The sequence below is a fragment of the Tenacibaculum sp. A30 genome, assembly GCF_051200845.1.
GTDB lineage: Bacteria > Bacteroidota > Bacteroidia > Flavobacteriales > Flavobacteriaceae > Polaribacter.
Window position 1 is genome coordinate 1,797,951 of record NZ_CP195160.1, and the last position, 22,354, is coordinate 1,820,304.

The following is a 22,354-nucleotide window of genomic DNA, read 5'->3' on the forward strand; positions in this document are numbered from 1 at the left end:
TGATATGTTTAAAATACATTACAGAGAAAGTATCTCATCTACTTGCGAGTTACTTGGGGTAAGCAGGCAAGTGTATTATCGAGCCATACGATCAAAACAAAAACGACAAGCTATTGCTAAACAAGTAACAGAGTTAGTTCAGCGTGTTCGGATGGATCAACCCTGTATTGGAACAAGAAAATTGTATCATATTTTAAAAGAACCATTACAGAAGTTAAGTGTTGGAAGAGACCGTTTGTTTTCTATTTTAAAAGCCAATCATATGTTAATAAAGCCTAAGCGAAGTTATCATATAACTACCAACTCTCATCATCGTTTTAGAAAGCATAAAAACTTGATAGAAGAGCTAAATATAGAAAGACCAGAGCAAGTTTGGGTAGCAGACATCACTTATGTAGGTAACAGAAGAAATCCAATGTATTTATCTCTTATTACAGATGCTTACTCTAAGATGATAGTTGGATATTATGTATCAAATACTTTAGCTGTAGAGAGTTCTATAAAAGCATTAAAACAAGCTACTAGAAACAGGAAATATCCGAAACAGACCTTGATACATCATTCTGACAGAGGATTGCAATATTGCAGTAATCAGTATCAAAAGATTCTTGATAGGAATGATATTCGATGTAGTATGACAGAATCGTATGATCCGTATCAAAATGCAGTAGCTGAGAGAATCAATGGAATTTTAAAACAAGAATTTTTAATCAATACGGATGCAATTAGTCTTAAAATGATGAAAACTATAGTAAAACAAAGTGTTGCTGTTTATAATACAAAAAGACCGCATTTATCATGTCAAATGCTAACTCCAATACAAATGCACAAACAAAATAAAATCAGAATAAAAACCTATAAAAACAAAAACACAGATAAGACAGCTGTCTTATCTGTGTTTTAACTATTTTTAATCCTAGAAAATCTGTAACGCTTTTTTAGGACGACACATCGAAATATAAACGGAAAAGAACAACTTTTATAGTGTAATTTTAATGGAGAAATGGTATTAACTATAATAAGTTGGGTTTATTTAGCCAACAACCAAGCGTCTTCGCTTACCTTTTCTTTGATGATTTCTAAGGCTTTTCTAGCTTCTTCTTTGGTTGCATAACTAGCAAAGGCTACTTGAGTTAATCCATACTTGTTTTTTCCAAGAATCGTAGCTTCATATCCTTTGTTTTCTAACTCTGCTAATTTGTTTTCAGCATTGTGTACATCTTGAAAAGCCCCTGCAATAATATGAAAGTTCTTAGCCTCTTTGCTAACGTTTAAATTAATCGTTGGTAACGGATTCTCTATTACAAAAGTTGCTGATTGAATTTTCTTCTCAACAGCTTTTTCTTGATTTGCTAATACTTGTTGTTGTTGTTTTTGAACACCATTCCAACCCACATAGGCAATTCCTACAAAAACAGCTGCAGCAGCAGTCCTTTTTAAATACAACGGAATTGTTTTTCTGTTTTCTTTAGTAGTAGGTAATGACTTAATTGTTACTTCTTTTACTCTCTCTACTGAAGTAGTTTTAACCTCTGCTAATCCGAAAGATGCTGTTAAGAAATTACTTGTAAGGTTTGGTTCAAAAACTACTTGACCAGCTTCGTTTAATGCTAAACTTCCGACCGACGCAACTTCAACAGAAGTCGTTTTTAAGTTTTTATTCCACTCTTCAACTTCACTTGCAATAAAAGTAGTAGCTTCTTCAAAAGAAATATTTTTGTCAGAAGCAATATAGTTAGCCAATAGCCCATCATTATGTTGTAAATACGCATTAAATGTTAATTGTTTTTTTGGCGGATAAAAAGTGTGAGTAGTAGTATTTACCCTCGCACCAATAGTGTTGGTTACAAATCCTCCAAAATTAGGAACAATTACGCAGTCGTATCTATATAACAAATCGTTGATGTAGTTGGCTAATGTCATAAGAACAAATATAGCTTTTTCAATGTATAGTTTCAAGTGATTGTACAATTTTTATTAACAGTTTTTTTGTATATTGATACTCAAATTATTGCTATATGAATTCTGAAAAATTGCTTGCTTTACTACGATTACAAGCTACCAAAAATGTAGGTGATATCTTAGCTAAAAAGTTAATTACTACTGTTGGAAGTGTTGAACAAGTATTTTTAGAGAAGAAAAATGTACTCCATAAAATTAACGGAATAGGAACTCATGTAACTCAGCATCTTTTTGATGACAATAACTTGAAAAGGGCAGAGGAGGAGCTCAACTACATTCAACAAAACAACATTACATTTTCTTATTTTTTAGAGGATGATTATCCGAAAAACTTAAAGCATTGTGTCGATGCTCCCATCCTTATTTTTAAAGATGGAAACCTCAACCTTAACAATGATAAAATCATCTCAATAGTAGGTACTCGAAACATGAGTTTATACGGACGTGATTTTTGTAATCAACTTATTGAAGAGTTAAAAGAACACAATCCAATAATTGTAAGTGGATTTGCTTACGGAGTAGATATTTGTGCCCATAAAGCGGCTATAAAAAACAATTTACAAACCATCGCTGTTTTAGCACATGGTTTGGAAGAAATTTATCCGAAGACACATAAAAAATATATTCACGAAGTAAACAATAATGGAGGATTCATCACCGAATTCTGGCACGATGAACAGCCTATGAGAGAAAATTTTTTAAAACGAAATCGTATTGTGGCGGGAATTTCCAAAGCGACTATTATTATCGAATCTGCTGAAAAAGGAGGTTCGTTAGTTACTGCTGATATCGCCAATTCGTACAATCGTGATGTGTTTGCGCTACCGGGTAGAGCAACCGATATATATAGCAAAGGTTGTAACAACCTTATTAAAAACAATCAAGCACATTTATTAACCTCTGCTGAAGATATTGTAAAAATGCTTAATTGGGACATACGGCAAGCTGCCGTACCTAAGCAAGAAAAGTTATTTGTTGAACTTGATTCTTCCGAACAAAAAATCTATGATTATTTACAACAAAACGGAAAACAGTTGCTAGACGATATTGCTATTAACTGTGAATTGCCAATTTATCAACTCTCTTCTATCTTAATTCAATTAGAGTTAAAAGGCGTTGTAAAACCTTTACCTGGAAAAATGTTTGAAGTTTAGTACCTTTGAGCCATGTCAGAATATAAACTCATATCACAAAAAAAACCAGCTTTTCCTGTTACCAAAAAACTAGGAAACTACTTAAAAAGACATAACAGAACTATAAAAATTCCTATTTTTTATGATGATTTGTTGCGTTTTCAAGGTTCGGTTGCTGTGTATGATAAACATGATAATGATACCTTATGGATACGTGTTTTTTATAATGAGTTTGAGCGGGCTGAAATTGATTTATACCTAAAAAAAGTATATAATATCTTACACTCTAACGGTTCTGACGCCAGTATTAAGCATTTAAATGTTGATGCTATCGATTTTTGTACGTTTGGTAACTCTAAACCTTTTCGTATAAAAATTCGAAATATTTTAAATGATAACTACACCTATTTTTACGTAAAGAAAACCGATGCTTCTCGTATTTACGGACTAGAGTTAGAGGATATTTTATCTCCTTACAACCTAAACTTTTTGGTATATGAAGACACGTTGATAGAAGAGCATATATCAGGAATTCCTGGTGATGTTTTTATCAATGATTATTTAGATGATTGTTTAGACATTGAAAAAGCACAACTAGCTAAAGAGTTTGTTAAATTTAACGAGCGTTGTATGATTCGTTTGTTGGGCGATATGCGTTCGTATAACTACGTAGTAGTACCTACACACGATTTTGAAAATGTTGTGTATAAAATTCGTCCGATAGATTTTGACCAGCAATGTTACGAAGGTAAATTTAAAGTGTATTATCCACAGTTTTTTAAAGAAAATTTAAAGCTCGTTCAACTGGTAGGAGATAAGCTTACTTCAGAATCTATTGAGCAATATCAAATAGAAGAGCGATCAATTGTTGCTAAAAGAATTTTAGGTTCTCGTTCTAGATTGAATCGTTTGCTTTCCGCTATGAAATCAGATAATATTTCCATACCAAAAAATATCGAACAATTAAAATCAGAAATTTTTGAATTTACAGGAGATATTAATTTTAGAGATAGTGATGGTATGGGTGAAGTTTTAGACAGTGCATTAACTTTTGTTCGTAGAAATTACGAAGATGTGAGTATGAAAACCATTATTCAACAACAGCAAAGATTACACTAACCTTTTCTACTTCGAATACTTTCAATAATCACTGTTGCTAAAATTAAGCTTCCACCAATAAACGTGTTCCACGTGGGAATTTCGTTTAAGAAAATAAACGCTAACAAAATTCCGAAAACAGGTTGAATACTACTAATTATACTTGCGGTTGATGCCGAAAAAAACTGTAGTGAATGTACCATTAAACTATGTCCGATAGCCGTAGTTAACAAGGCCAATAATAGTAAATAGGGGAGTTGCTCTTGAAATCCGGAAACATCCATAAAAAATAAAACGGGAACCAAGGTTACGGTAATTATTACCACTTGATAAAACATCAACATTACTCCGTTGTATTGCTGTACGTACTGCTTTAAAATCAAAATTCTAACAGAATAACACAATGCAGAAAGCAAGCCAAATAACACGCCTTGTACTTGTGTGTTTTTAATATCAAAATCAGGAGCTAGAATGTATAAACCTAGCAACACCATCAACCCTAAAACAATATGAATCGGGTTGAATTTAATTTTTAGAAACAAGGGTTCTAAAAAAGCAATCATTACTGGAAAAGTGTACAACGATAGCATTCCTATGGCTACGTTGGATAGTTTTAACGCGTAGAAATACGTAATCCAATGTACCCCCATAAAAATTCCGCCCATTAAAAAAGGGAACAAGTGTCTTCTTGATTGTATAGTTAAATCAATCTTTTTGAATCGGCAAAACACGTATAAAATTACCATAGCAAACACAGAACGAAACCACACAATAACTTCTGAAGGCATTGCAATATACTTACCTAACACACCCGATGTACTGATAAACAGGGTTGCTAAAATAATTCCTGATAGGTTTTTAATGTGATTGTTTTGCATGGGCATAAAAGTATGTCATTTCGACCAGAGGGAGAAATCTCTTTTAAAAGGAGTAATTCTTAATCTTAAGGTTTCTCGCTACCGCTCGAAATGACGTTTTGTTTATTCTCGTCATTGCGAGCCTTTCGACTGTCACTCAAGACAAGCTAGTGCGTGACAATCTTTGGTCATGAGTTTAATTGTCACATCGAGTGAATTTCTTTTTCGATAGAGGAAAGAAATTTGTATCGAGATGCATATAAGCTAGTTCTCGATACAATTTTCACTCATTCTAATCGTGAAAACCACTCGAACAGACAGAGCTTAATTATTAAACTTCTTCTTTGCTAAGTTCGGTAGTTTTTCAAACTCATTATTTATGAGAGCTTCCTTTTTTGCTCTAGACCATTTTTTTATTTGTTTTTCTTTTTCAATAGCCATTTCTACGTTGGTAAACTCACAATAAAAAACTAATGAAACAGGTCTTCTTTTTGAAGTATAACTATCTTTAAAAGTTCCTTTTTGGTGTTGAAATATTCGTTGAGAAAGGTTGGAAGTTACTCCTGTATAATAACTTTTATCTGAACATTGTAATATGTAAACAAAATATATTTTCATTTTAAAACTTATCAACAAATTAGTTACTTTTTACAAAAATGATAATTCTTTATTCCGTCATTGCTAAGTGAGCATACCCATATTTTGGTTGTGAGCTTAATTGTCACATCGAGTGAATTTCTTTTTCGATAGAGGAAAGAAATTTTGTGTCGAGATGCATATAAGCTAGTTCTCGATACAATTTTCACTCATTTCAATCGTGAAAACCACTCGAACTGACAGTTTTTTTGTATCGTCATTACGACCCCGAAATATCGGGAGTAGTAATCTTTTAATCATGAAGTTTCCAACAGACAGATTACTTCGTCGTACCCTCCTCGTAATGACCTCTTATTAGTTCTCGTCATTGCGAACGAAGTGAAGCAATCTCCAAGTCCTGAGTTCCTAACAAACAGATTACTTCGCTCGTTCCTCGCTCGTAATGACGTCTTATACTTTCTGTAAGGTTTCTAATGCCTTGTGTACACTATCAATTTTTATAAATGTGATGAGTAAACGCAATCCGTTTTTGGTTTTCTTTTCTTTCATTACACAACTCTTCGGATTCTGCTGTACGTACCTCAACATTTTGGTAAACGCTTCGGTTTGGTAAAAAGCACTTTGCTGATCGGCTACAAAATATCCAATTAATCGTTTTTGCTTTAAAATCACCTTTTCTAAACCTAGTTCTTTCGCCAACCATTTGATACGAACACTGTCTAATAAATCGGCCACTTGGGTTGGATATTCTCCAAAACGGTCGATAATTTCACTTCCAAATGTTTGCAATTCTTCTTCCTTGGTTAAGGTTCCTAATTTGTTGTATAAACTCAAACGTTCGGTAACCGAATTCACATAATCATCTGGGAACAAAATTTCAAAATCGGTATCAATTTGCACCTCTTTTACATACTCTTTTGGTGCATTTTCATCCGTAGGATATAAGTCTTTAAACTCATTTTCCTTCAGTTCTTCAATGGCTTCGTGTAAGATTTTCTGATAGGTATCAAAACCAATATCGTTGATAAATCCACTTTGTTCACCTCCTAACAAATCTCCAGCACCACGAATTTCCAGGTCTTTCATGGCAATGTTCAATCCGCTTCCTAAATCAGAAAACAGTTCTAATGCTTGAATTCGTTTACGTGCATCATCGGTCATATGATGATACGGTGGAGTGATAAAATAACAGAAGGCTTTTTTGTTAGAACGCCCAACACGACCACGCATTTGGTGTAAATCTGACAGTCCGAAATTATTCGCATTGTTGATGAAAATCGTATTCGCATTCGGTACATCCAATCCACTTTCAATAATTGTGGTAGACACCAGTACATCAAATTCATTGTTCATAAAACCAAGCATGAGTTCTTCTAACTTTTTTCCTTCCATTTGTCCGTGTCCAATACCAATTTTAGCACTTGGCACTAAACGTTGTAACAATCCTGCTACCTCTTTGATGTTTTCTATACGGTTATGGATAAAAAATACCTGCCCTCCACGAGAAATCTCGTACGAAATCGCATCGCGAATGGTTTCTTCGCTAAAGCGAATCACGTTGGTTTCTATGGGGTGACGATTGGGTGGTGGTGTTTTAATTACCGATAAATCTCTTGCCGCCATCAGACTGAACTGTAAAGTACGCGGAATTGGCGTTGCCGTTAAGGTCAACGTATCTACATTTTCTTTAATGGTTTTTAGCTTGTCTTTCGCTGCTACCCCGAATTTTTGTTCTTCATCAATAACCAATAATCCCAAATCTTTAAACTGAACTGCTTTATTGGTTAACTGGTGCGTTCCTATCACAATATCTACACTTCCATCAGCAACCCCTTCTAACACCCCTTTGCGCTGTTTTGTTGTTCTAAAACGGTTTAGGTAGTCAATCGTAACCGGAAAGTCTTTTAATCTCTTAGAAAAGGTTTTAAAGTGCTGAAATGCCAAAACCGTAGTTGGTACGAGCACCGCAACCTGTTTTCCGTTATCTACTGCTTTAAATGCCGCTCTAATGGCAATTTCTGTTTTTCCAAAACCAACATCACCACATACCAAACGATCCATGGGTTGTTCTTTTTCCATATCGGCTTTTACCTCTTGGGTAGAAGAAAACTGATCGGGTGTGTCTTCGTATAAGAAACTCGCCTCCAACTCGTGTTGCATGTGCGTATCGGGTCCGAAAGTAAAACCTTTTTGAAGTCTACGTTTTGCGTATAGCTGAATAAGGTTAAACGCAATTTCTTTAACGCGTGTTTTGGTTTTCTGCTTGACTTTCTTCCAAGCATTCGACCCTAGTTTATATACTTTTGGTGGTTTTCCGTCTTTTCCGTTGAATTTGGAAATTTTGTGTAGCGAGTGAATACTCACGTATAAAATATCGCGGTCGCCATAAATTAACTTGATGGCTTCTTGCTTTTTGCCTTCTACATCAATTTTTTGAAGTCCGCCAAACTTTCCAATTCCGTGATCGATATGTGTTACATAATCGCCAACCTCTAATTTGGTGAGTTCTTGTAGGGTGATAGATTGCTTTTTCGCATATCCGTTTTTCAATCGGAATTTGTAATAACGCTCAAAGATTTGATGATCGGTATAACAAACAATTTTACTATCAATGTCTACAAATCCTTGATACAACGGAAACACAATGGTTTCATAAGAAACTTCTTCTTCGTGGTCATCAAAAATATCGTGGAAACGTTGTGCTTGCTGTTCGTTAGAACATAAAATATAATTGGTAAATCCTTTAGCCGAAAACTCGTTGAAATTCTGAATTAACAGGTCGAATTTTTTGTTGAAAGACGGCTGTGGGTGGGTATTAAAACTTATTTCGTTGAGATCTCTCGCTTCCGCTCGAGATGACAAATGTACTAATGTAAAATCTTGTAACTGATTTCGAATAAGCTCACCGTTGCAAAACAATTCTTCGGGTTTTGCGTGGTTGATTTCGGTTGATAATTCGTTAAACGATAATTCTGCTTTTCGGTAAAATTTATCCAGTGAATCACTTAACAAATCTACATTCTTCACAAAAACCGCGGTTTTTGCTGATATGTATTTTAAAAAGCTTTCTCTGCTTTCTTGCAATGTTTTGTTTTCTACATTGGGCATTATACTTACTTTCTTCAGTTTTTCTTTAGAAAGTTGCGTTTCTACATCAAAGGTTCGGATGCTGTCTACCTCATCACCAAAAAACTCAATACGATACGGTTCATCGTGCGAAAACGAAAACACATCGATAATTCCACCACGTACTGAAAACTCTCCTGGTTCGGTTACAAAATCGACGCGTTTAAAATGGTATTCGAACAGTACTTCGTTGACAAAATCGAGCGATACTTGCTCGCCCACCACCACTTTTAGCGTGTTTTTTTCCAGCTCTTTTTTGGTCACCACTTTTTCGAACAGGGCAGTAGGGTAGGTAACAATAATCGCAGGTTTTTTACGAGAATTGATACGATTTAACACCTCTGAACGCAGGAGTACATTGGCATTGTCAGTTTCTTCAATCTGGTAGGGTCTGCGATACGAACCTGGATAAAACAACACGTTTTTATCGCCCAATAACTGCTCTAAATCGTTTAGATAATAAGCAGCTTCTTCCTTGTCGTTAAAAATTAACAAGTAAGGTTTATCGGCTTGTTTAAAAGTTTCGGAAATAACAAAAGACAACGAAGAACCGACCAAATTCGTGATTTGAAAATGGTGTGGGTCTTGTTGAAGCTGATGAACAATCTGTTTTACATTCTCAGATTGTTGATAGTGATTTACAATTGCTTGCTTGCTCAACGTACAAAAATTTTACGCAAATGTACGAGGATTATTTTTTGTGTAGTCGTATAATAATTTTATATCTAATTATAGTTTTATTTTCTATTCTTTTTTCAATAGAATATATACTCTATTCAGAACCATCAGAAGTGTCAACATAAAAAGAATCATTAAAAAATAGTTTACTCCTATTATAATTTTTTTAAAAATCCATTGAAATTCAAATTTTGGAATTTCAATCGTAGTCATAAGTAAGGTTATAACTATCATAATAGACAAAACAATACAAAAAGAAATATTTATATGTATTTCTTTTACAAACTTTTCTTTTATTTTTTTTAATTCATCTTCTTCGTTTTCTGCATCTTTTTTTAGGCTATCTATTTGACTATAAATAATGGCTAAGAGATTAAATAAGAAACCACCAAAAATAGATGTAGCTGTAATTAAATTTCCTAACTGATCATCAAAACCATACCCTTTATATGTTAGCATAATAGAAATAAATATAGGAAGTATAATAAAGAGGAGTACATCTTTAAAATTAATATAATTTGATTTTTGATTAAGCCTTTTTAGAGTACTAAAATGGTCTGTGATGATTGAAGTTATATTAATCCGATTTAACATATTAAAGTCTTAATTCAATTATATCTCTAACTAACTCTTCACTTTGGTTTATTAAAGAATCTAAAGTTGGTTCACCTTGTGCTGTAAATTGAATTTCAGAAGTTACGTCAATAGTTGGTTGAATCCTATGTTTTTGCATGACATAAAAAGTCTTCTTCTTTCCATTTAACTCTAACTCAAATTCTACTTCATCAAATTCTTCATCAATTCCTTCTATTTCAATTCTTTCACGATCAGGATTAGTAAATAAATTATCCACAAATCTCTTGAAACTATCAGGCAAACTTGTCGGTGATAACATAGATGTTTTTAAAGTTCCTGGAATTTGTTCAGGTCTCGCACCATTTCTATAATACTCCTCTATTGAGCTTGGTATCCTTTTTTTTATAAGTTCCACCTTTTTCAAATTGCCTTCTCTAATCATTCTTCTATAAACCCGACCATGTACGATGTTATTTATAAGAACTTTGTTATTTTGATACCCTTGTTCTCTTATATATTGATTTACAGTTCTTCTAAAGATTGTTTTTATACCAAACTTAGCTTTTCTTTGGAGGATTAAAGCACCACTGTCTCTTTGTGTGGGCATTTTTAGATAAAAAAATATATTTCTAAAAGCGGCATGGTTTCTTTGTACTGCAAGAACTTCCTCTCTTGTTTCTACATCTCTGATTTGATATTGTTCACCACTAACACCCGTAGAAAAAAAACCATATATACTCCTGTTTTCTTCATTTACTGTTGGAGGTTCATCTAATGTTAAATGAAGAGCAGTAGTTTCTCTTGTATCTGCTGTAGCCAAAATATTTTCAAAAATAGAGTTTAAATAATTTTGAAATACTTGAAAAAAATCATCAGTACCATTAAAATGACTTAAGATTTGATCATTTCTTTGTCTATCCTGAATTTTAATCAAGTATGTAGATAGTAATATCTTTTCCATTTTTGTTTAGTTATATATACAAATTTTATCCTTTATCAATGATTATTTTAAACTCAAAACTATACAAAGGCAACTACAAACCTTTACGGCAATCCATAAAGAAGTGTTTGTTTTTACTTGTTGTTTATAAAAAATAGTTGAGATAAGGGGGAGTACTACTTTTTACTTTTTTAGCGTGTTAAACATAGTAAAAAAAGAGGAGGGAGGCAAGTGTTATTTATTTGTGTGTGAGTTTGTAAAGCTGTTTATTACTTTAAAGAGTGTTTGTAACTACTATGAATGAGATTTAGCTACGCTGAACCTCGCGGTTTCTCCCTGCGGTCGAAATAACAACTCTTTTACTTTAAACAGTTTCCTGTTTCAAAATCTTGTTTGGTAATTAATTTTTCGTTGATAGTATTGGTATCCCAATCTTGTGCTATCAACCATTGATTGTTTATTTTTTTCAACACCACGTGGAACCTTCCATAAGAAATAGTCGGTTTTTTATCTTTTTCTGTAGAAATAATTCGGTAATAACCTACTTCATAACCTGTATCTTCCTTATAAATTCTTTGATCGAAACAAAAATCAATCTGTCGTTTTCTGTTAATTGGTTTCTGATAAGAGTCTTCAATAGATTTTTTATATTCTGCTCCTATTCGAATACCATGTTTGTTTACTCTTAAAACATCATCAGTATGTAAACTGTTAAACGTTTTCCAATCTCGAGCTTCGAAAGAAGTTTTAAATGGTTTCCAAACTTGTGCATTAATTTCATTTTCTATGTCTTGTTGATTTTGTGAAAAACAAAATTGAAAATAGAAAAAAACAAAGAGTAGCTGCTAATTTCATTTTTTACCACAATTAAAATTTGCTCGACAACAAGTTAGTCATTTTTTTATACTTTTTTTCAAAATGATAAAAAATACCTATTTGGTCTTCAGTTTTTGGTTTTACAAAGCTAAAAACCTCATAAAACGATTTTAAACAACGATAACAACACGATATAGGTATTTGTATTACTATTCTTTAAAAACGTCTTAAACCATCAATTAAATAACCGTGTTTTATTACTCGTTTTTATGTGAAATAAAATAACTATAAAAAAAAATAATACTTTGTTTTTAAGGAGAATTGTTAACTTTCGGCGAAAGTTGACGGGCTTTAAACTTACCTGTTGATAGTATTTATAAAAATAAAATTATGTCAATATCAGATTTATATTCGAGCGGAAAACACAAACAAGAAATAGGGCATTTTGCCAGCATCGTAAAAATTGCTAAAGTTGATGGAATCATTTCTGAAGGTGAACAAGAATTATTAGATAGAGCTTCTAAAAAATTAAACATTAGTGAAGAAGAGTATACACTAATTTTAAAAACTCCTGAAAAATTTCCTGTAAACTCACCAGTAAGTTACGATGAGCGTATTGAACGTTTATATCTTTTAACTAAAATGATTTTTGCTGATGAAGAAGTAGCAAAAGAAGAAGTAGGTTTACTACGTAAAATAGCATTGGCTTTAAATTTTACTTCTGAAAATGTTGAAAAAGTTTGTGATGAAGCCATCCATTTAGTTTTAAACGATAATGAATTAGATGACTTTACTACGGCCATTAAAAATGTTAATATCAATTAATTCAATTATACTAAAATCCTTTAAAACCAGTTATTACTCATAAACAAATCCTCCCAAATGAAACATAAAATATTATTCATAACTATCTTTACCTGTTTAACAACGGCTGTTTTTTCTCAAAACTTAAACGATTCTTGGCAAATAGGTATAGGAGCAGGAATAACAAAATTTAGTGAAAGCGATGCCGCTTTTATTGGCGATCAATACTTATTTCAAGTACCAACCTTAAGTTTAACTATGCCTATTGGCGATCGTTTTTCTTTAGATGGAGCTATGTCATTCAATACAATTGATGATATCGGTTTTATCTCTAATTCAGCGAAGTATTTTTCTATGGATGCTTCTTTTCGTTATAATTTTGATGCTGTATTAGATAAACTTGCTCCGTATGTTTTTGTTGGAGGAAGTTTAGTAGATTCTGAACGTAAAATGACACCAACATTGAATATTGGTGGTGGTGGAATTTACTGGGTGAGTGATAAAGTAGGTATCAATCCTCAATTATATTACAAACACTCTTTTGAAGGATACGAAAGTATGCGTTCGCATATTCAAGGAACTTTAGGTATTGTTTTCAAATTAAATTGGAATAATAGTGGCTCTTCAAGCAGTCGTAGTTCAGCGAAACATTTAGGAGGTTGTATGATTTAAACCTCAGAATATAAAATAAAAAAAGCCGCTAATTAGCGGCTTTTTTGTGTTATGATAATGCGTTTATTGCATTTTGTATTCTTGAAATGGTAGTTTCTTTACCAATCATTGTCATAATATCAAACAAATCTGGTCCTGCTAACTTACCTACTAAACTTAAACGAAGTGGTTGCATTACTTTACCAAAACCAATTTCTTTAGAAGTAATCCACCCTTTAATTTCTGTTTGAGCATTTTCAATTGAAAAATCTTCAATTTTAGAAATCACTTCAATTAACTCTTGCATTAAAGCTCCAGTTTCTGGTTTCCATTGTTTCTTTGCTGCTTTCTCATCATATTCTGAAGGATTTTCAAAGAAAAAGTTTGATAACTCCCAGAAATCTGCCACAAACGTAGCACGTTCTTTTATCAATCCAACTACTTTTTCAGCAAAAGCTTCGTCCGTTTTAATTCCTTTTTCTTCAAGAATAGGTAAGTATAAATCGGTTAAAAACTTGTCTGATTTTTGTTGTAAATACTGTTGATTAAACCATTTGGTTTTATCTGGACTGAATTTCGCTCCTGATTTACTTACTCTACTTAAATCAAATGCTTCAACCAATTCTTCTAAACTGAACATTTCTTGTTCCGTTCCTGGATTCCATCCTAAGAAAGCTAACATATTAATAAAAGCATCCGCAAAATATCCGTCTTCTCTGTATCCACGAGAAACATCACCCGTTTCTTCATTTGTATATTCTAATGGGAAAACAGGGAAACCTAATTTATCACCATCACGCTTACTTAATTTTCCTTTTCCTACTGGTTTTAAAATTAGCGGTAAGTGTGCAAATTTTGGTGCTTGCCAATCAAAAGCGCGGTATAATAATTCATGAAGTGGGAGAGAAGGTAACCATTCTTCACCACGAATTACGTGCGAAATTTCCATTAAATGATCATCAACAATATTTGCTAAGTGATAAGTTGGCATACCATCTGACTTAAACAAAACTTTATCATCTAAAGTATTTGTTTCAACTTTAATCGTACCACGAATTTCATCTTGTAAAATCAACGTTTCGTCTTGTGGTGTTTTAAAACGGATTACATATTTATCACCAGCATTAATTTTAGCATCAACTTCTTCTTTAGATAATACTAATGAATTTACCAATCTTCCTTTTTCACGATTGTGCCAATTGTAAATAAACGTCTTTCCTTGCTCTTCATGATCTTTACGGTGCGCATCTAAATCTTCTGCAGTATCAAATGCATAGTAAGCCCATCCTTTTTCAATCAACTCATCAGCGTATTGTTTGTACAACTCTTTACGCTCTGACTGACGATATGGTCCAAATTTTTCATTTTTCCCTGGACCTTCATCAAAAGGAATAGTACACCATTCTAACGAATTGATGATGTATTGTTCTGCATTGGCTACATAACGAGTTTGATCTGTATCTTCAATACGTAATACAAAAGTTCCGTTATGTTTTTTAGCAAATAAATAATTGAATAAAGCAGTTCTTACACCACCCATGTGTAAAGGTCCTGTCGGACTCGGAGCAAAGCGTACTCTTACGTTCTCAGTCATTTTTTATTGATTTGAAAACGCAAAGATAGTTTTATGTTTAGAAATAGAAAAGAGAATCAAGATCGCTTCGCTGAAAGAAAAAGAGATAATTATAAGCAGTCATCTAATTCTGTTAATTTATGACTTCGTACAACCGGTTTTTAACGCTTTTCAAGCGTTTTTACCCTAAAATGATAGTTTACACAAATCTTAACTTAGAATTCCTTATAAAACACGTATTTTTATAATTACTTATGGGAGAGTTTAGTAAAATACAGCAAAAGCTACAGCAATTCAGTAGAAAATACTACACCAATGAATTGATAAAAGGAAGCATTTTATTTGTTTCGTTAGGATTGATATATTTATTTTTCACCTTATTTATTGAATATTTTCTTTGGTTACAACCTACAGCTAGAACCATTTTATTTTGGTTGTTTATTGCTGTTGAATTGTTTTTACTATTCCGTTTTATCTGTTTCCCTATCTTTAAAATTATAGGATTACAAAAAGGAATTTCTTTTGAAGAAGCTTCTAAAATTATCGGAAACCATTTTCCTGAAGTACAAGACAAATTATTAAACGTACTTCAATTGCAACAAACCAATCTGCAATCGGATTTATTAGCTGCAAGTATTGAGCAAAAATCGAAAGAACTACAACCTATTTCTTTCAACAAAGCCATCGATTTTAGCAACAATAAAAAATATTTGAAATATGTATTGATTCCTATTTTTATTTGGATGCTTTCTCTGCTTACAGGGACTTCTGAAAAGCTTTCTCAAAGTTTAAATCGTGTAGTGAATCATTCTGTGGCTTACAATCCTCCAGCGCCATTTTATTTCGATTTAACAGCTAAAGATTTGCGTGTAATTAAAGGAAAAGATATTACCATATATTTTCAAACGAAAGGGGAGGTTATTCCTAGTGAAGCAAAAATTCATTTTAACAATCAACAGTACTTTTTAGAAAATGAAGGAAACGGATTGTTCTCTTATACTTTTTCTGAAGTACAAATACCTATTGCTTTTTTTGCTAGTGCAAACGGAATTAATTCGCAAGAATATGAACTTACGATAATCAATACTCCTTCGATTCAAAACATTTCATTACACCTACAATATCCGTTTTACACAAAAAAAGGAAATGAGACTATTCGTAACACAGGAAATTTAAATGTTCCACAAGGAACATTTATTACTTGGGAGATTAAAACTTCTGAAACCGATACAGTTACCTTCATCAATAAAGAAAAAAGAGAAATTTTTACACAAAAAGAAAACGATCAATTTGAATTAAAAAAACAACTGATTGAAAGTTTACACTATCAAATTGCCACATCTAATAAAAACCTAAAAGACTACGAACAATTACAGTTTTCAATTGATGTGATTAAAGATGAATATCCAACCATTTCTGTAAATTCAAACATCGATAGTATTACTCGAGGTAATGCTCAATTTGCGGGTCAAATTACCGATGATTATGGTTTTAAAAAACTAGAAATAGTCTATTACGATAAAAACAATACTCAGATTATTCAGAGTAAATCATTAACCATTAATAAAGAAAATATACAAACTTTTTATTTTGAATTCCCTGGTAGTTTAGATTTACAAGAAGGGATAAATTATGAAATGTACTTTCAAGTGTACGATAACGACATTGTAAATGGCAGTAAAAAAGCCCTGAGTAAAAAGTTTAGTTATCGTCAAAAATCAGAAGAAGAAATAGAGGAGGAGCTTTTATTAGAACAAAAAAACTACATTGAAAACATTAACAATTCTTTGGATCAACAGCAAAAAAGTAAAAAAGAATTAGAGAAAATACAGTTCGATTTACAGAATAAAAAGAACATCAATTGGAACGACCAGAAGAAAATTCAGAATTTGGTTAAGCGTCAAGAGCAGTATAAAGAAATGATGCAACGTCAAACGCAAAAATTACAAGAGAATTTCTCTGAAAAGAAAGAGGAAAACGAAACACTTCAGGAGAAAAAAGAAAATCTACAAAAACGTATAGAAGAGCTTAAAAAACTTGATAAGCAACAAAAGTTATTAGAAGAGTTAAAGAAGTTGGCAGACAAACTAAATAAAGAAGAACTCATAAAAAAGACCAAAGAACTAGCTGAACAAAACAAACAACAAGAACGTAGTTTAGAACGTATTTTAGAAATGACAAAGCGTTTTTATGTTGAGCAAAAAATGTCTCAGTTAGCAAACAAGCTTGATGAATTATCAAAAAAACAAGAAGATTTAAGTAAGCAAAACACAACAAAAGAAAAGCAAAAAGAAATTAACACTGAATTTCAAAAAGCAAAAAAAGAATTAAATGAGCTTCATAAAGACAATGAAAATTTAAAACAACCCATGGAAATTCCTTCTATGGAAAATTTAGAAAAAGAAGCTCAAGAAGAACTTAATAAAGCTGATGAAAATTTAGAAAATAATCAGCAACAAAAAGCTAAAGAAAATCAGAAAAAAGCTTCTGAGAAGATGCAGCAAATGAGTCAGAAAATGCAACAAGCAATGAAATCGATGAGTGCTGAAATGGAAGAGGAGAATATGGAAGGTTTACGTCAAATCTTAGAAAACCTAATTACGTTTTCTTTTGACCAAGAAGCACTGATGGATGAGTTTTCTTCAACCAACTCATCACATCCAAACTTTGGCAAAAACCTTCAAAAGCAGCATCAGCTTAAAACTTATTTTGAACACATAGATGATAGCTTATTTGTGCTTTCTATGCGTATACCAAGTATCTCATCTAAAGTACAAGATCAATTAGCACAAGCGCATTATAATTTAGATCAATCATTAGAAAACTTTGCAGATAATTATTTCCAGAATGGAATATCAAACCAACAGTATGTAATGACTTCTGCAAACACTTTAGCAGACATGTTAAGCAATACATTAGATGCTATGCAAAATCCAAAACCAGGGAATGGAAAAGGGAAAGGAAAAGGTAAATCGTTTAGCTTACCAGACATTATTCAACAACAAAATGAACTAATGGAAAAGATGAAAGAAGGTATGCAAAAACAAAATCAAGGTAAACCTAAAGACGGTAAAGATGGACAAAAAGAAGGTGAGGGTGAAGGCGAAAAAAACGACGATTTAAATGGTGAATTATATCAAATTTATAAAGAGCAATCTCAGTTAAGAGAGCAATTAGAAAATGCTATTAAAGAAGGAAACGGAGAAAATAAGGAAGCTAAAAAAGCATTGAAAAAGATGGAGCAATTAGAAAATGAGTTTTTAGAAAAAGGTTTTACGCAAGAAAGCATTAATAGAATGCAGCAATTAAATTATGAATTGCTAAAACTAGACAAAGCTACCTTTGAACAAAACAGAGAAAAACAACGTAAATCGAACACCAATTTACAAGAGTTTAACAACAATACTAGCAAAGAACTACAATTTAAAAAGTTGTTTTATAACCAAACAGAGATATTAAACAGACAATCACTACCTTTGCGCCAAAATTACAAAAAAAAGGTACAAGAGTACTTTAGTCTTCCGAAAGACAAAAAATAACGTATTAAAAAGCCTTAGATAATAGTAAATATTATAGCTTTTTAATTCACAGTTTAAGATTAAGAACATATAGTATTTAATATAAAGAAATGATTGCATTTAATTACGAAACCGAGTTTCAATTACACAATGAAGAAAACACATCTAAATGGATAGAAACGTGTATTGAAAAGGAAGGTTTTGAACTAGGAGAAATCAACTATATTTTTTGTGATGATGCTTATTTACACAAAATAAATGTTGAGTTTTTACAGCACGATACCTTAACCGATATCATCAGTTTCGATTATACGTTAGGTAAATTAGTAGGAGGTGATATTTTTATTTCTGTAGAAAGGGTTAAAGAAAATGCTAAAGAGTTTAATGTTTCTTTTGAAAACGAATTGCACCGCGTAATTATCCACGGTATTTTACATTATATGAAGTACAAGGATAAGACAGAAGAAGAGAAAGAATTAATGCGTTCGAAAGAAAACGAATGTTTAGAAATTTTAGATAAAAATTAAAATCGTTCCACGTGGAACTGAATAAAAAAATGAGTTTATTTAATACAACATACGATGTAATTGTAGTAGGAGGTGGACATGCTGGTAGCGAAGCAGCAGCAGCAAGTGCAAATATGGGAGCACACACTTTGTTAATTACAATGAACTTACAAAACATTGCTCAAATGAGTTGTAATCCTGCTATGGGTGGAATTGCAAAAGGGCAAATAGTACGTGAAATTGATGCCCTTGGTGGTTATAGTGGTATTGTAACTGATAAGACTGCTATTCAATTTAAAATGCTTAATAAATCGAAAGGTCCTGCTATGTGGAGTCCGAGAGCACAATCGGATAGAATGCAATTTGCAGAGTGCTGGAGAACAATGTTAGAGCAAACAGAAAATTTAGATTTTTATCAAGATTCTGTTAACGGATTGTTGTTTGATGGAGATACTATCACAGGTGTAAAAACTGCTTTAGGTTTAGAAATAAAAGCTAAAACAGTAATCGTTACAGCAGGTACTTTTTTAAATGGATTAATTCATATTGGTGAAAAAACTTTTGGTGGAGGTAGAGCAGGAGAAGGAGCTTCAACAGGTATTACTGAAGATTTAGTTACGAAAGGATTTGAAGCTGGTAGAATGAAAACAGGAACTCCTCCTCGAGTAGATGGACGCTCTTTAGATTATTCTAAAATGACCGAACAACCAGGAGATGATAATCCAGAAAAATTCTCGTATTTACCGGTAACAAAACCATTAACTAAACAACGTTCTTGTTATTTAACCTATACCAATCCTGAAGTACACGATTTACTTCGTGAAGGATTCGATCGTTCACCTATGTTTAACGGTAGAATTAAATCTACAGGACCACGTTATTGTCCTTCCGTAGAAGATAAAATTAATCGTTTTGCAGAGAAAGAACGTCACCAAGTTTTTGTAGAACCAGAAGGATGGAATACGGTAGAGATATATGTAAATGGATTCTCAACTTCTCTTCCAGAAGATATTCAAGACAAAGCTATACGTTCTATTCCTGGATTTGAAAATGTGAAATTTTTTAGATATGGATACGCAATCGAATACGATTATTTTCCACCTACACAATTAAAACATAACTTAGAAACGAAGTTAATTAACAACTTGTTTTTTGCAGGTCAAATTAACGGAACGACAGGTTATGAAGAAGCAGCTGCACAAGGTTTAATGGCAGGTGTAAATGCCGCTTTAAAAGTTCAAGAAAAAGAACCTTTTATTTTAAAAAGAAGTGAAGCGTATATAGGTGTTTTAATTGATGATTTAATTACCAAAGGAACTGAAGAACCATATCGTATGTTTACTTCTCGTGCTGAGTACAGAACACTTTTAAGACAAGATAATGCTGATTTACGATTAACTGAGAAATCGTATAAATTAGGTTTAGCTTCTCAAGAAAGAATGGATAGAGTAGAAGAGAAGAAAAACAAAACTCAGAACTTAATTGATTTCATTACGAATTTGAGCATTACAAAAGAAGAGGTAAATCCGATATTAGAAAGTAAAAATTTAGCAACAATTAATCAGTCGATGAAGTTGTTTAAAATTGCTGCGAGACCTCAGTTAAGTTTTACTGATTTTAGATCAATAAATAAATTAGAAAACTATATTAAAGAGAATAATATTGATCAAGAAATTATTGAACAAGTAGAAATTCATTTAAAATATTCTGGTTATATAGAAAAAGAAAAAAGCAATGCTGATAAATTAAACAGATTAGAGAATGTTCCTATTCCTTCAACATTTGATTACAGCAAAGTAAAATCTTTATCGTTTGAAGCTAGAGAAAAATTATCTAAAATACAACCTACATCAATTTCTCAAGCAAGTAGAATAAGTGGAGTATCACCAAGTGATATTTCTGTATTACTTGTATACATGGGAAGATAACTTACCGTATTTAGAACCATAAAAAATAAAATGTTCCATGTGGAACGTTTTATTTTTTTATGTATAATTGTTTAACCAAAAACTAATGTTCCACATGGAACACTCAACACACATAAAGTTTGATTACAGAAAAAGAGTTCTATAAGAACTTAAAACCTTTTTTAAATTGTATTGATTATACGGTTTCAGAGGAGAGTTATGAAGTAATGAAAAACGAAGCTTACGATATGCTTGTAACTTCTCCTGTTCCTAATAATTTAGATAAATACTATTTAAGTGAAAATTACATTTCACATACAGATAGTAAAAAATCTCTATTCGATAAAGTTTATCAAATAGTAAAAAATCATACCCTTAAGAAAAAACTTAAATTAATCAACTCATTTAAAACAGAAGAAAAAACTATTTTAGATGTAGGAGCGGGTACAGGGGATTTTTTAAAAGTATGTAAAAATGGTGGTTGGAAAATTACAGGTGTAGAGCCATCAGATAAAGCTCGAGAATTTGCTGAAACTAAAAATATAATTTTACACGAAAATTTAACTCAAGTTGAAAACAAGCAATTTGATGTAATTACGCTTTGGCATGTTTTAGAACACATACCTAATTTGGTTGAATATATTGAACAGTTAAAAAAATTATTAAAACCAAACGGAGTATTAATTATTGCTGTTCCGAATCATAAAAGTTACGATGCAAAATATTACAATGAGTTTTGGGCTGCTTATGATGTTCCGAGACATTTGTGGCATTTTTCTAAAACGGCAATTTCAAAACTATTTTCTTTGGTTGATATGAATGTTGAAAAAATACTACCTATGAAATTTGATTCATATTATGTTTCACTTCTATCAGAAAAATACAAAACAAAAAAATCACAACCCATAAAGGCATTTTTGGTTGGTTTACAATCAAATTTAAAAGCAAAAAGCAACGGAGAGTATTCTTCTTTGATTTACATCCTAAAAAACAAGTAAAACTTAATTTAAGGGTGATTATTACTATTTAAAATAATAAAACATAGAAATACCTTAAGAAAAATAAAAAACCTCTTAAAATTAATTTTTTAAGAGGTTTTTTAATAAACTAAAATTATAAAATATTTAATTTATTATAAATTTTAACTATTTAATAAATACACTGCAAAAATGGCTATTAAAAAGTAAACTGCTAATGTCATTGCTCCAGCATAATCTTTTGCTAATCGTTGACCAATTAATAAAAAGATTAAAGTTAATGCACATAATTCTGCTCCAATTAAAGCATAGGTATTATTTCCTGCAGTTGCTAAATGGAAAATTCCTACAAACATTAAAGCACCTGCTAACAATTCTAAAACTAAAATAATAGCTAATAATAGTGGTACTGAATTTTTTAATGGTGAATTTTGAAAATGATCTTTTATAAAAGATAAATTTCCTTTCCAATCGCTTACCTTATCTATTCCAGATTGTAAAAAAGTAACGATTAAAAAAAGTAATAACAAGATTTCTGTTATGCTCTGTTGTATAAGTTCCATAAAGTTGATTTTTTACAAATATATATTTTAAAATGGACTGTAACAATTCAAAAAAAGTTCGTCATATAGATA

At 31.9% G+C, this 22,354-nt stretch carries 18 protein-coding genes; 9 read left to right on the top strand and 9 right to left on the bottom strand.

Translation table 11 applies throughout. The features are described from left to right. The first annotated feature begins 4 nt into the window (after positions 1-4). Positions 5-904, top strand: a complete 900-nt coding sequence (locus ACR9ES_RS08620; protein ID WP_435253921.1) for an IS3 family transposase — start codon at positions 5-7, stop codon at positions 902-904. Between the two features lie 125 nt (positions 905-1,029). Here ACR9ES_RS08620 and ACR9ES_RS08625 read toward each other — a convergent pair whose 3' ends face one another. Beyond that, a complete protein-coding gene (locus ACR9ES_RS08625) occupies positions 1,030-1,923 on the bottom strand; it encodes an SPOR domain-containing protein (RefSeq protein ID WP_435253922.1) in 894 nt (297 codons plus the stop codon). Positions 1,924-2,018: 95 nt separating this feature from the next. Between ACR9ES_RS08625 and dprA the strand changes: the two genes are divergently transcribed. Then, positions 2,019-3,116, top strand: a complete 1,098-nt coding sequence (gene dprA, locus ACR9ES_RS08630) for a DNA-processing protein DprA (protein WP_435253923.1) — start codon at positions 2,019-2,021, stop codon at positions 3,114-3,116. A 12-nt stretch (positions 3,117-3,128) separates the two neighbouring features. Beyond that, positions 3,129-4,214, top strand: a complete 1,086-nt coding sequence (locus ACR9ES_RS08635) for a hypothetical protein (protein WP_047788036.1) — start codon at positions 3,129-3,131, stop codon at positions 4,212-4,214. Here ACR9ES_RS08635 and ACR9ES_RS08640 read toward each other — a convergent pair. The 6 genes from ACR9ES_RS08640 to ACR9ES_RS08665 form a co-directional block, all read right to left on the bottom strand. Then, complete coding sequence (locus tag ACR9ES_RS08640; RefSeq protein ID WP_299031841.1) at positions 4,211-5,071, bottom strand: DMT family transporter; 861 nt, start codon at positions 5,069-5,071, stop codon at positions 4,211-4,213. The genes ACR9ES_RS08635 and ACR9ES_RS08640 overlap by 4 nt on opposite strands. Positions 5,072-5,374: 303 nt before the next feature. Beyond that, on the bottom strand, positions 5,375-5,668 hold the full coding sequence (locus ACR9ES_RS08645) for a GIY-YIG nuclease family protein (protein WP_435253924.1): 294 nt from the start codon (positions 5,666-5,668) through the stop codon (positions 5,375-5,377). A gap of 429 nt (positions 5,669-6,097) precedes the next feature. Beyond that, the gene (mfd, locus tag ACR9ES_RS08650) at positions 6,098-9,433 is read right to left on the bottom strand and encodes a transcription-repair coupling factor (protein WP_435253925.1); all 3,336 of its coding nucleotides are present in this window, start codon (positions 9,431-9,433) and stop codon (positions 6,098-6,100) included. An 84-nt stretch (positions 9,434-9,517) separates the two neighbouring features. Further along, entirely contained in the window at positions 9,518-10,045 is a 528-nt protein-coding gene (locus ACR9ES_RS08655) for a hypothetical protein (protein ID WP_435253926.1), read from the bottom strand. A 1-nt stretch (position 10,046) separates the two neighbouring features. Next, a complete protein-coding gene (locus tag ACR9ES_RS08660) occupies positions 10,047-10,988 on the bottom strand; it encodes a hypothetical protein (protein WP_435253927.1) in 942 nt (313 codons plus the stop codon). A gap of 338 nt (positions 10,989-11,326) precedes the next feature. Beyond that, complete coding sequence (locus tag ACR9ES_RS08665) at positions 11,327-11,755, bottom strand: YybH family protein (protein WP_435255637.1); 429 nt, start codon at positions 11,753-11,755, stop codon at positions 11,327-11,329. A gap of 418 nt (positions 11,756-12,173) precedes the next feature. On the opposite strand from ACR9ES_RS08665, the gene ACR9ES_RS08670 reads away from it, so the two are divergent. Further along, positions 12,174-12,608: a TerB family tellurite resistance protein gene (locus tag ACR9ES_RS08670; RefSeq protein ID WP_274635180.1), complete on the top strand. Its 435-nt coding sequence runs from the start codon at positions 12,174-12,176 to the stop codon at positions 12,606-12,608. A gap of 57 nt (positions 12,609-12,665) precedes the next feature. Next, positions 12,666-13,259: a hypothetical protein gene (locus ACR9ES_RS08675; protein ID WP_274635181.1), complete on the top strand. Its 594-nt coding sequence runs from the start codon at positions 12,666-12,668 to the stop codon at positions 13,257-13,259. A gap of 49 nt (positions 13,260-13,308) precedes the next feature. On the opposite strand, the gene gltX is transcribed toward ACR9ES_RS08675, so the two are convergent. Continuing rightward, a complete protein-coding gene (gene gltX / locus ACR9ES_RS08680) occupies positions 13,309-14,832 on the bottom strand; it encodes a glutamate--tRNA ligase (RefSeq protein ID WP_274635324.1) in 1,524 nt (507 codons plus the stop codon). 233 nt (positions 14,833-15,065) lie between these two features. On the opposite strand from gltX, the gene ACR9ES_RS08685 reads away from it, so the two are divergent. From ACR9ES_RS08685 to ACR9ES_RS08700, 4 genes are all read left to right on the top strand, one after another. Beyond that, complete coding sequence (locus ACR9ES_RS08685; protein ID WP_435253928.1) at positions 15,066-18,350, top strand: DUF4175 family protein; 3,285 nt, start codon at positions 15,066-15,068, stop codon at positions 18,348-18,350. Positions 18,351-18,439: 89 nt separating this feature from the next. Then, positions 18,440-18,856, top strand: a complete 417-nt coding sequence (ybeY, locus tag ACR9ES_RS08690) for an rRNA maturation RNase YbeY (RefSeq protein ID WP_435253929.1) — start codon at positions 18,440-18,442, stop codon at positions 18,854-18,856. 29 nt (positions 18,857-18,885) lie between these two features. Then, entirely contained in the window at positions 18,886-20,763 is a 1,878-nt protein-coding gene (gene mnmG, locus ACR9ES_RS08695) for a tRNA uridine-5-carboxymethylaminomethyl(34) synthesis enzyme MnmG (protein WP_435253930.1), read from the top strand. A gap of 119 nt (positions 20,764-20,882) precedes the next feature. Then, a complete protein-coding gene (locus ACR9ES_RS08700) occupies positions 20,883-21,740 on the top strand; it encodes a class I SAM-dependent methyltransferase (RefSeq protein WP_435253931.1) in 858 nt (285 codons plus the stop codon). A 143-nt stretch (positions 21,741-21,883) separates the two neighbouring features. Here ACR9ES_RS08700 and ACR9ES_RS08705 read toward each other — a convergent pair whose 3' ends face one another. Then, complete coding sequence (locus ACR9ES_RS08705) at positions 21,884-22,282, bottom strand: DoxX family protein (protein ID WP_435253932.1); 399 nt, start codon at positions 22,280-22,282, stop codon at positions 21,884-21,886. Positions 22,283-22,354: the final 72 nt, after the last annotated feature.

What these genes read in the sequence shown, in the direction of transcription:
- gltX (WP_274635324.1), bottom strand. Translation starts at nt 14,832, where the DNA reads ATGACTGAGAACGTAAGAGTACGCTTTGCTCCGAGTCCGACAGGACCT.
- ACR9ES_RS08635 (WP_047788036.1), top strand. Translation starts at nt 3,129, where the DNA reads ATGTCAGAATATAAACTCATATCACAAAAAAAACCAGCTTTTCCTGTT.
- mnmG (WP_435253930.1), top strand. Translation starts at nt 18,886, where the DNA reads ATGAGTTTATTTAATACAACATACGATGTAATTGTAGTAGGAGGTGGA.
- ACR9ES_RS08620 (WP_435253921.1), top strand. Translation starts at nt 5, where the DNA reads ATGTTTAAAATACATTACAGAGAAAGTATCTCATCTACTTGCGAGTTA.
- ybeY (WP_435253929.1), top strand. Translation starts at nt 18,440, where the DNA reads ATGATTGCATTTAATTACGAAACCGAGTTTCAATTACACAATGAAGAA.
- ACR9ES_RS08655 (WP_435253926.1), bottom strand. Translation starts at nt 10,045, where the DNA reads ATGTTAAATCGGATTAATATAACTTCAATCATCACAGACCATTTTAGT.
- dprA (WP_435253923.1), top strand. Translation starts at nt 2,019, where the DNA reads ATGAATTCTGAAAAATTGCTTGCTTTACTACGATTACAAGCTACCAAA.
- ACR9ES_RS08660 (WP_435253927.1), bottom strand. Translation starts at nt 10,988, where the DNA reads ATGGAAAAGATATTACTATCTACATACTTGATTAAAATTCAGGATAGA.
- ACR9ES_RS08625 (WP_435253922.1), bottom strand. Translation starts at nt 1,923, where the DNA reads ATGACATTAGCCAACTACATCAACGATTTGTTATATAGATACGACTGC.
- ACR9ES_RS08670 (WP_274635180.1), top strand. Translation starts at nt 12,174, where the DNA reads ATGTCAATATCAGATTTATATTCGAGCGGAAAACACAAACAAGAAATA.
- ACR9ES_RS08705 (WP_435253932.1), bottom strand. Translation starts at nt 22,282, where the DNA reads ATGGAACTTATACAACAGAGCATAACAGAAATCTTGTTATTACTTTTT.
- ACR9ES_RS08645 (WP_435253924.1), bottom strand. Translation starts at nt 5,668, where the DNA reads ATGAAAATATATTTTGTTTACATATTACAATGTTCAGATAAAAGTTAT.
- ACR9ES_RS08675 (WP_274635181.1), top strand. Translation starts at nt 12,666, where the DNA reads ATGAAACATAAAATATTATTCATAACTATCTTTACCTGTTTAACAACG.
- ACR9ES_RS08640 (WP_299031841.1), bottom strand. Translation starts at nt 5,071, where the DNA reads ATGCAAAACAATCACATTAAAAACCTATCAGGAATTATTTTAGCAACC.
- ACR9ES_RS08685 (WP_435253928.1), top strand. Translation starts at nt 15,066, where the DNA reads ATGGGAGAGTTTAGTAAAATACAGCAAAAGCTACAGCAATTCAGTAGA.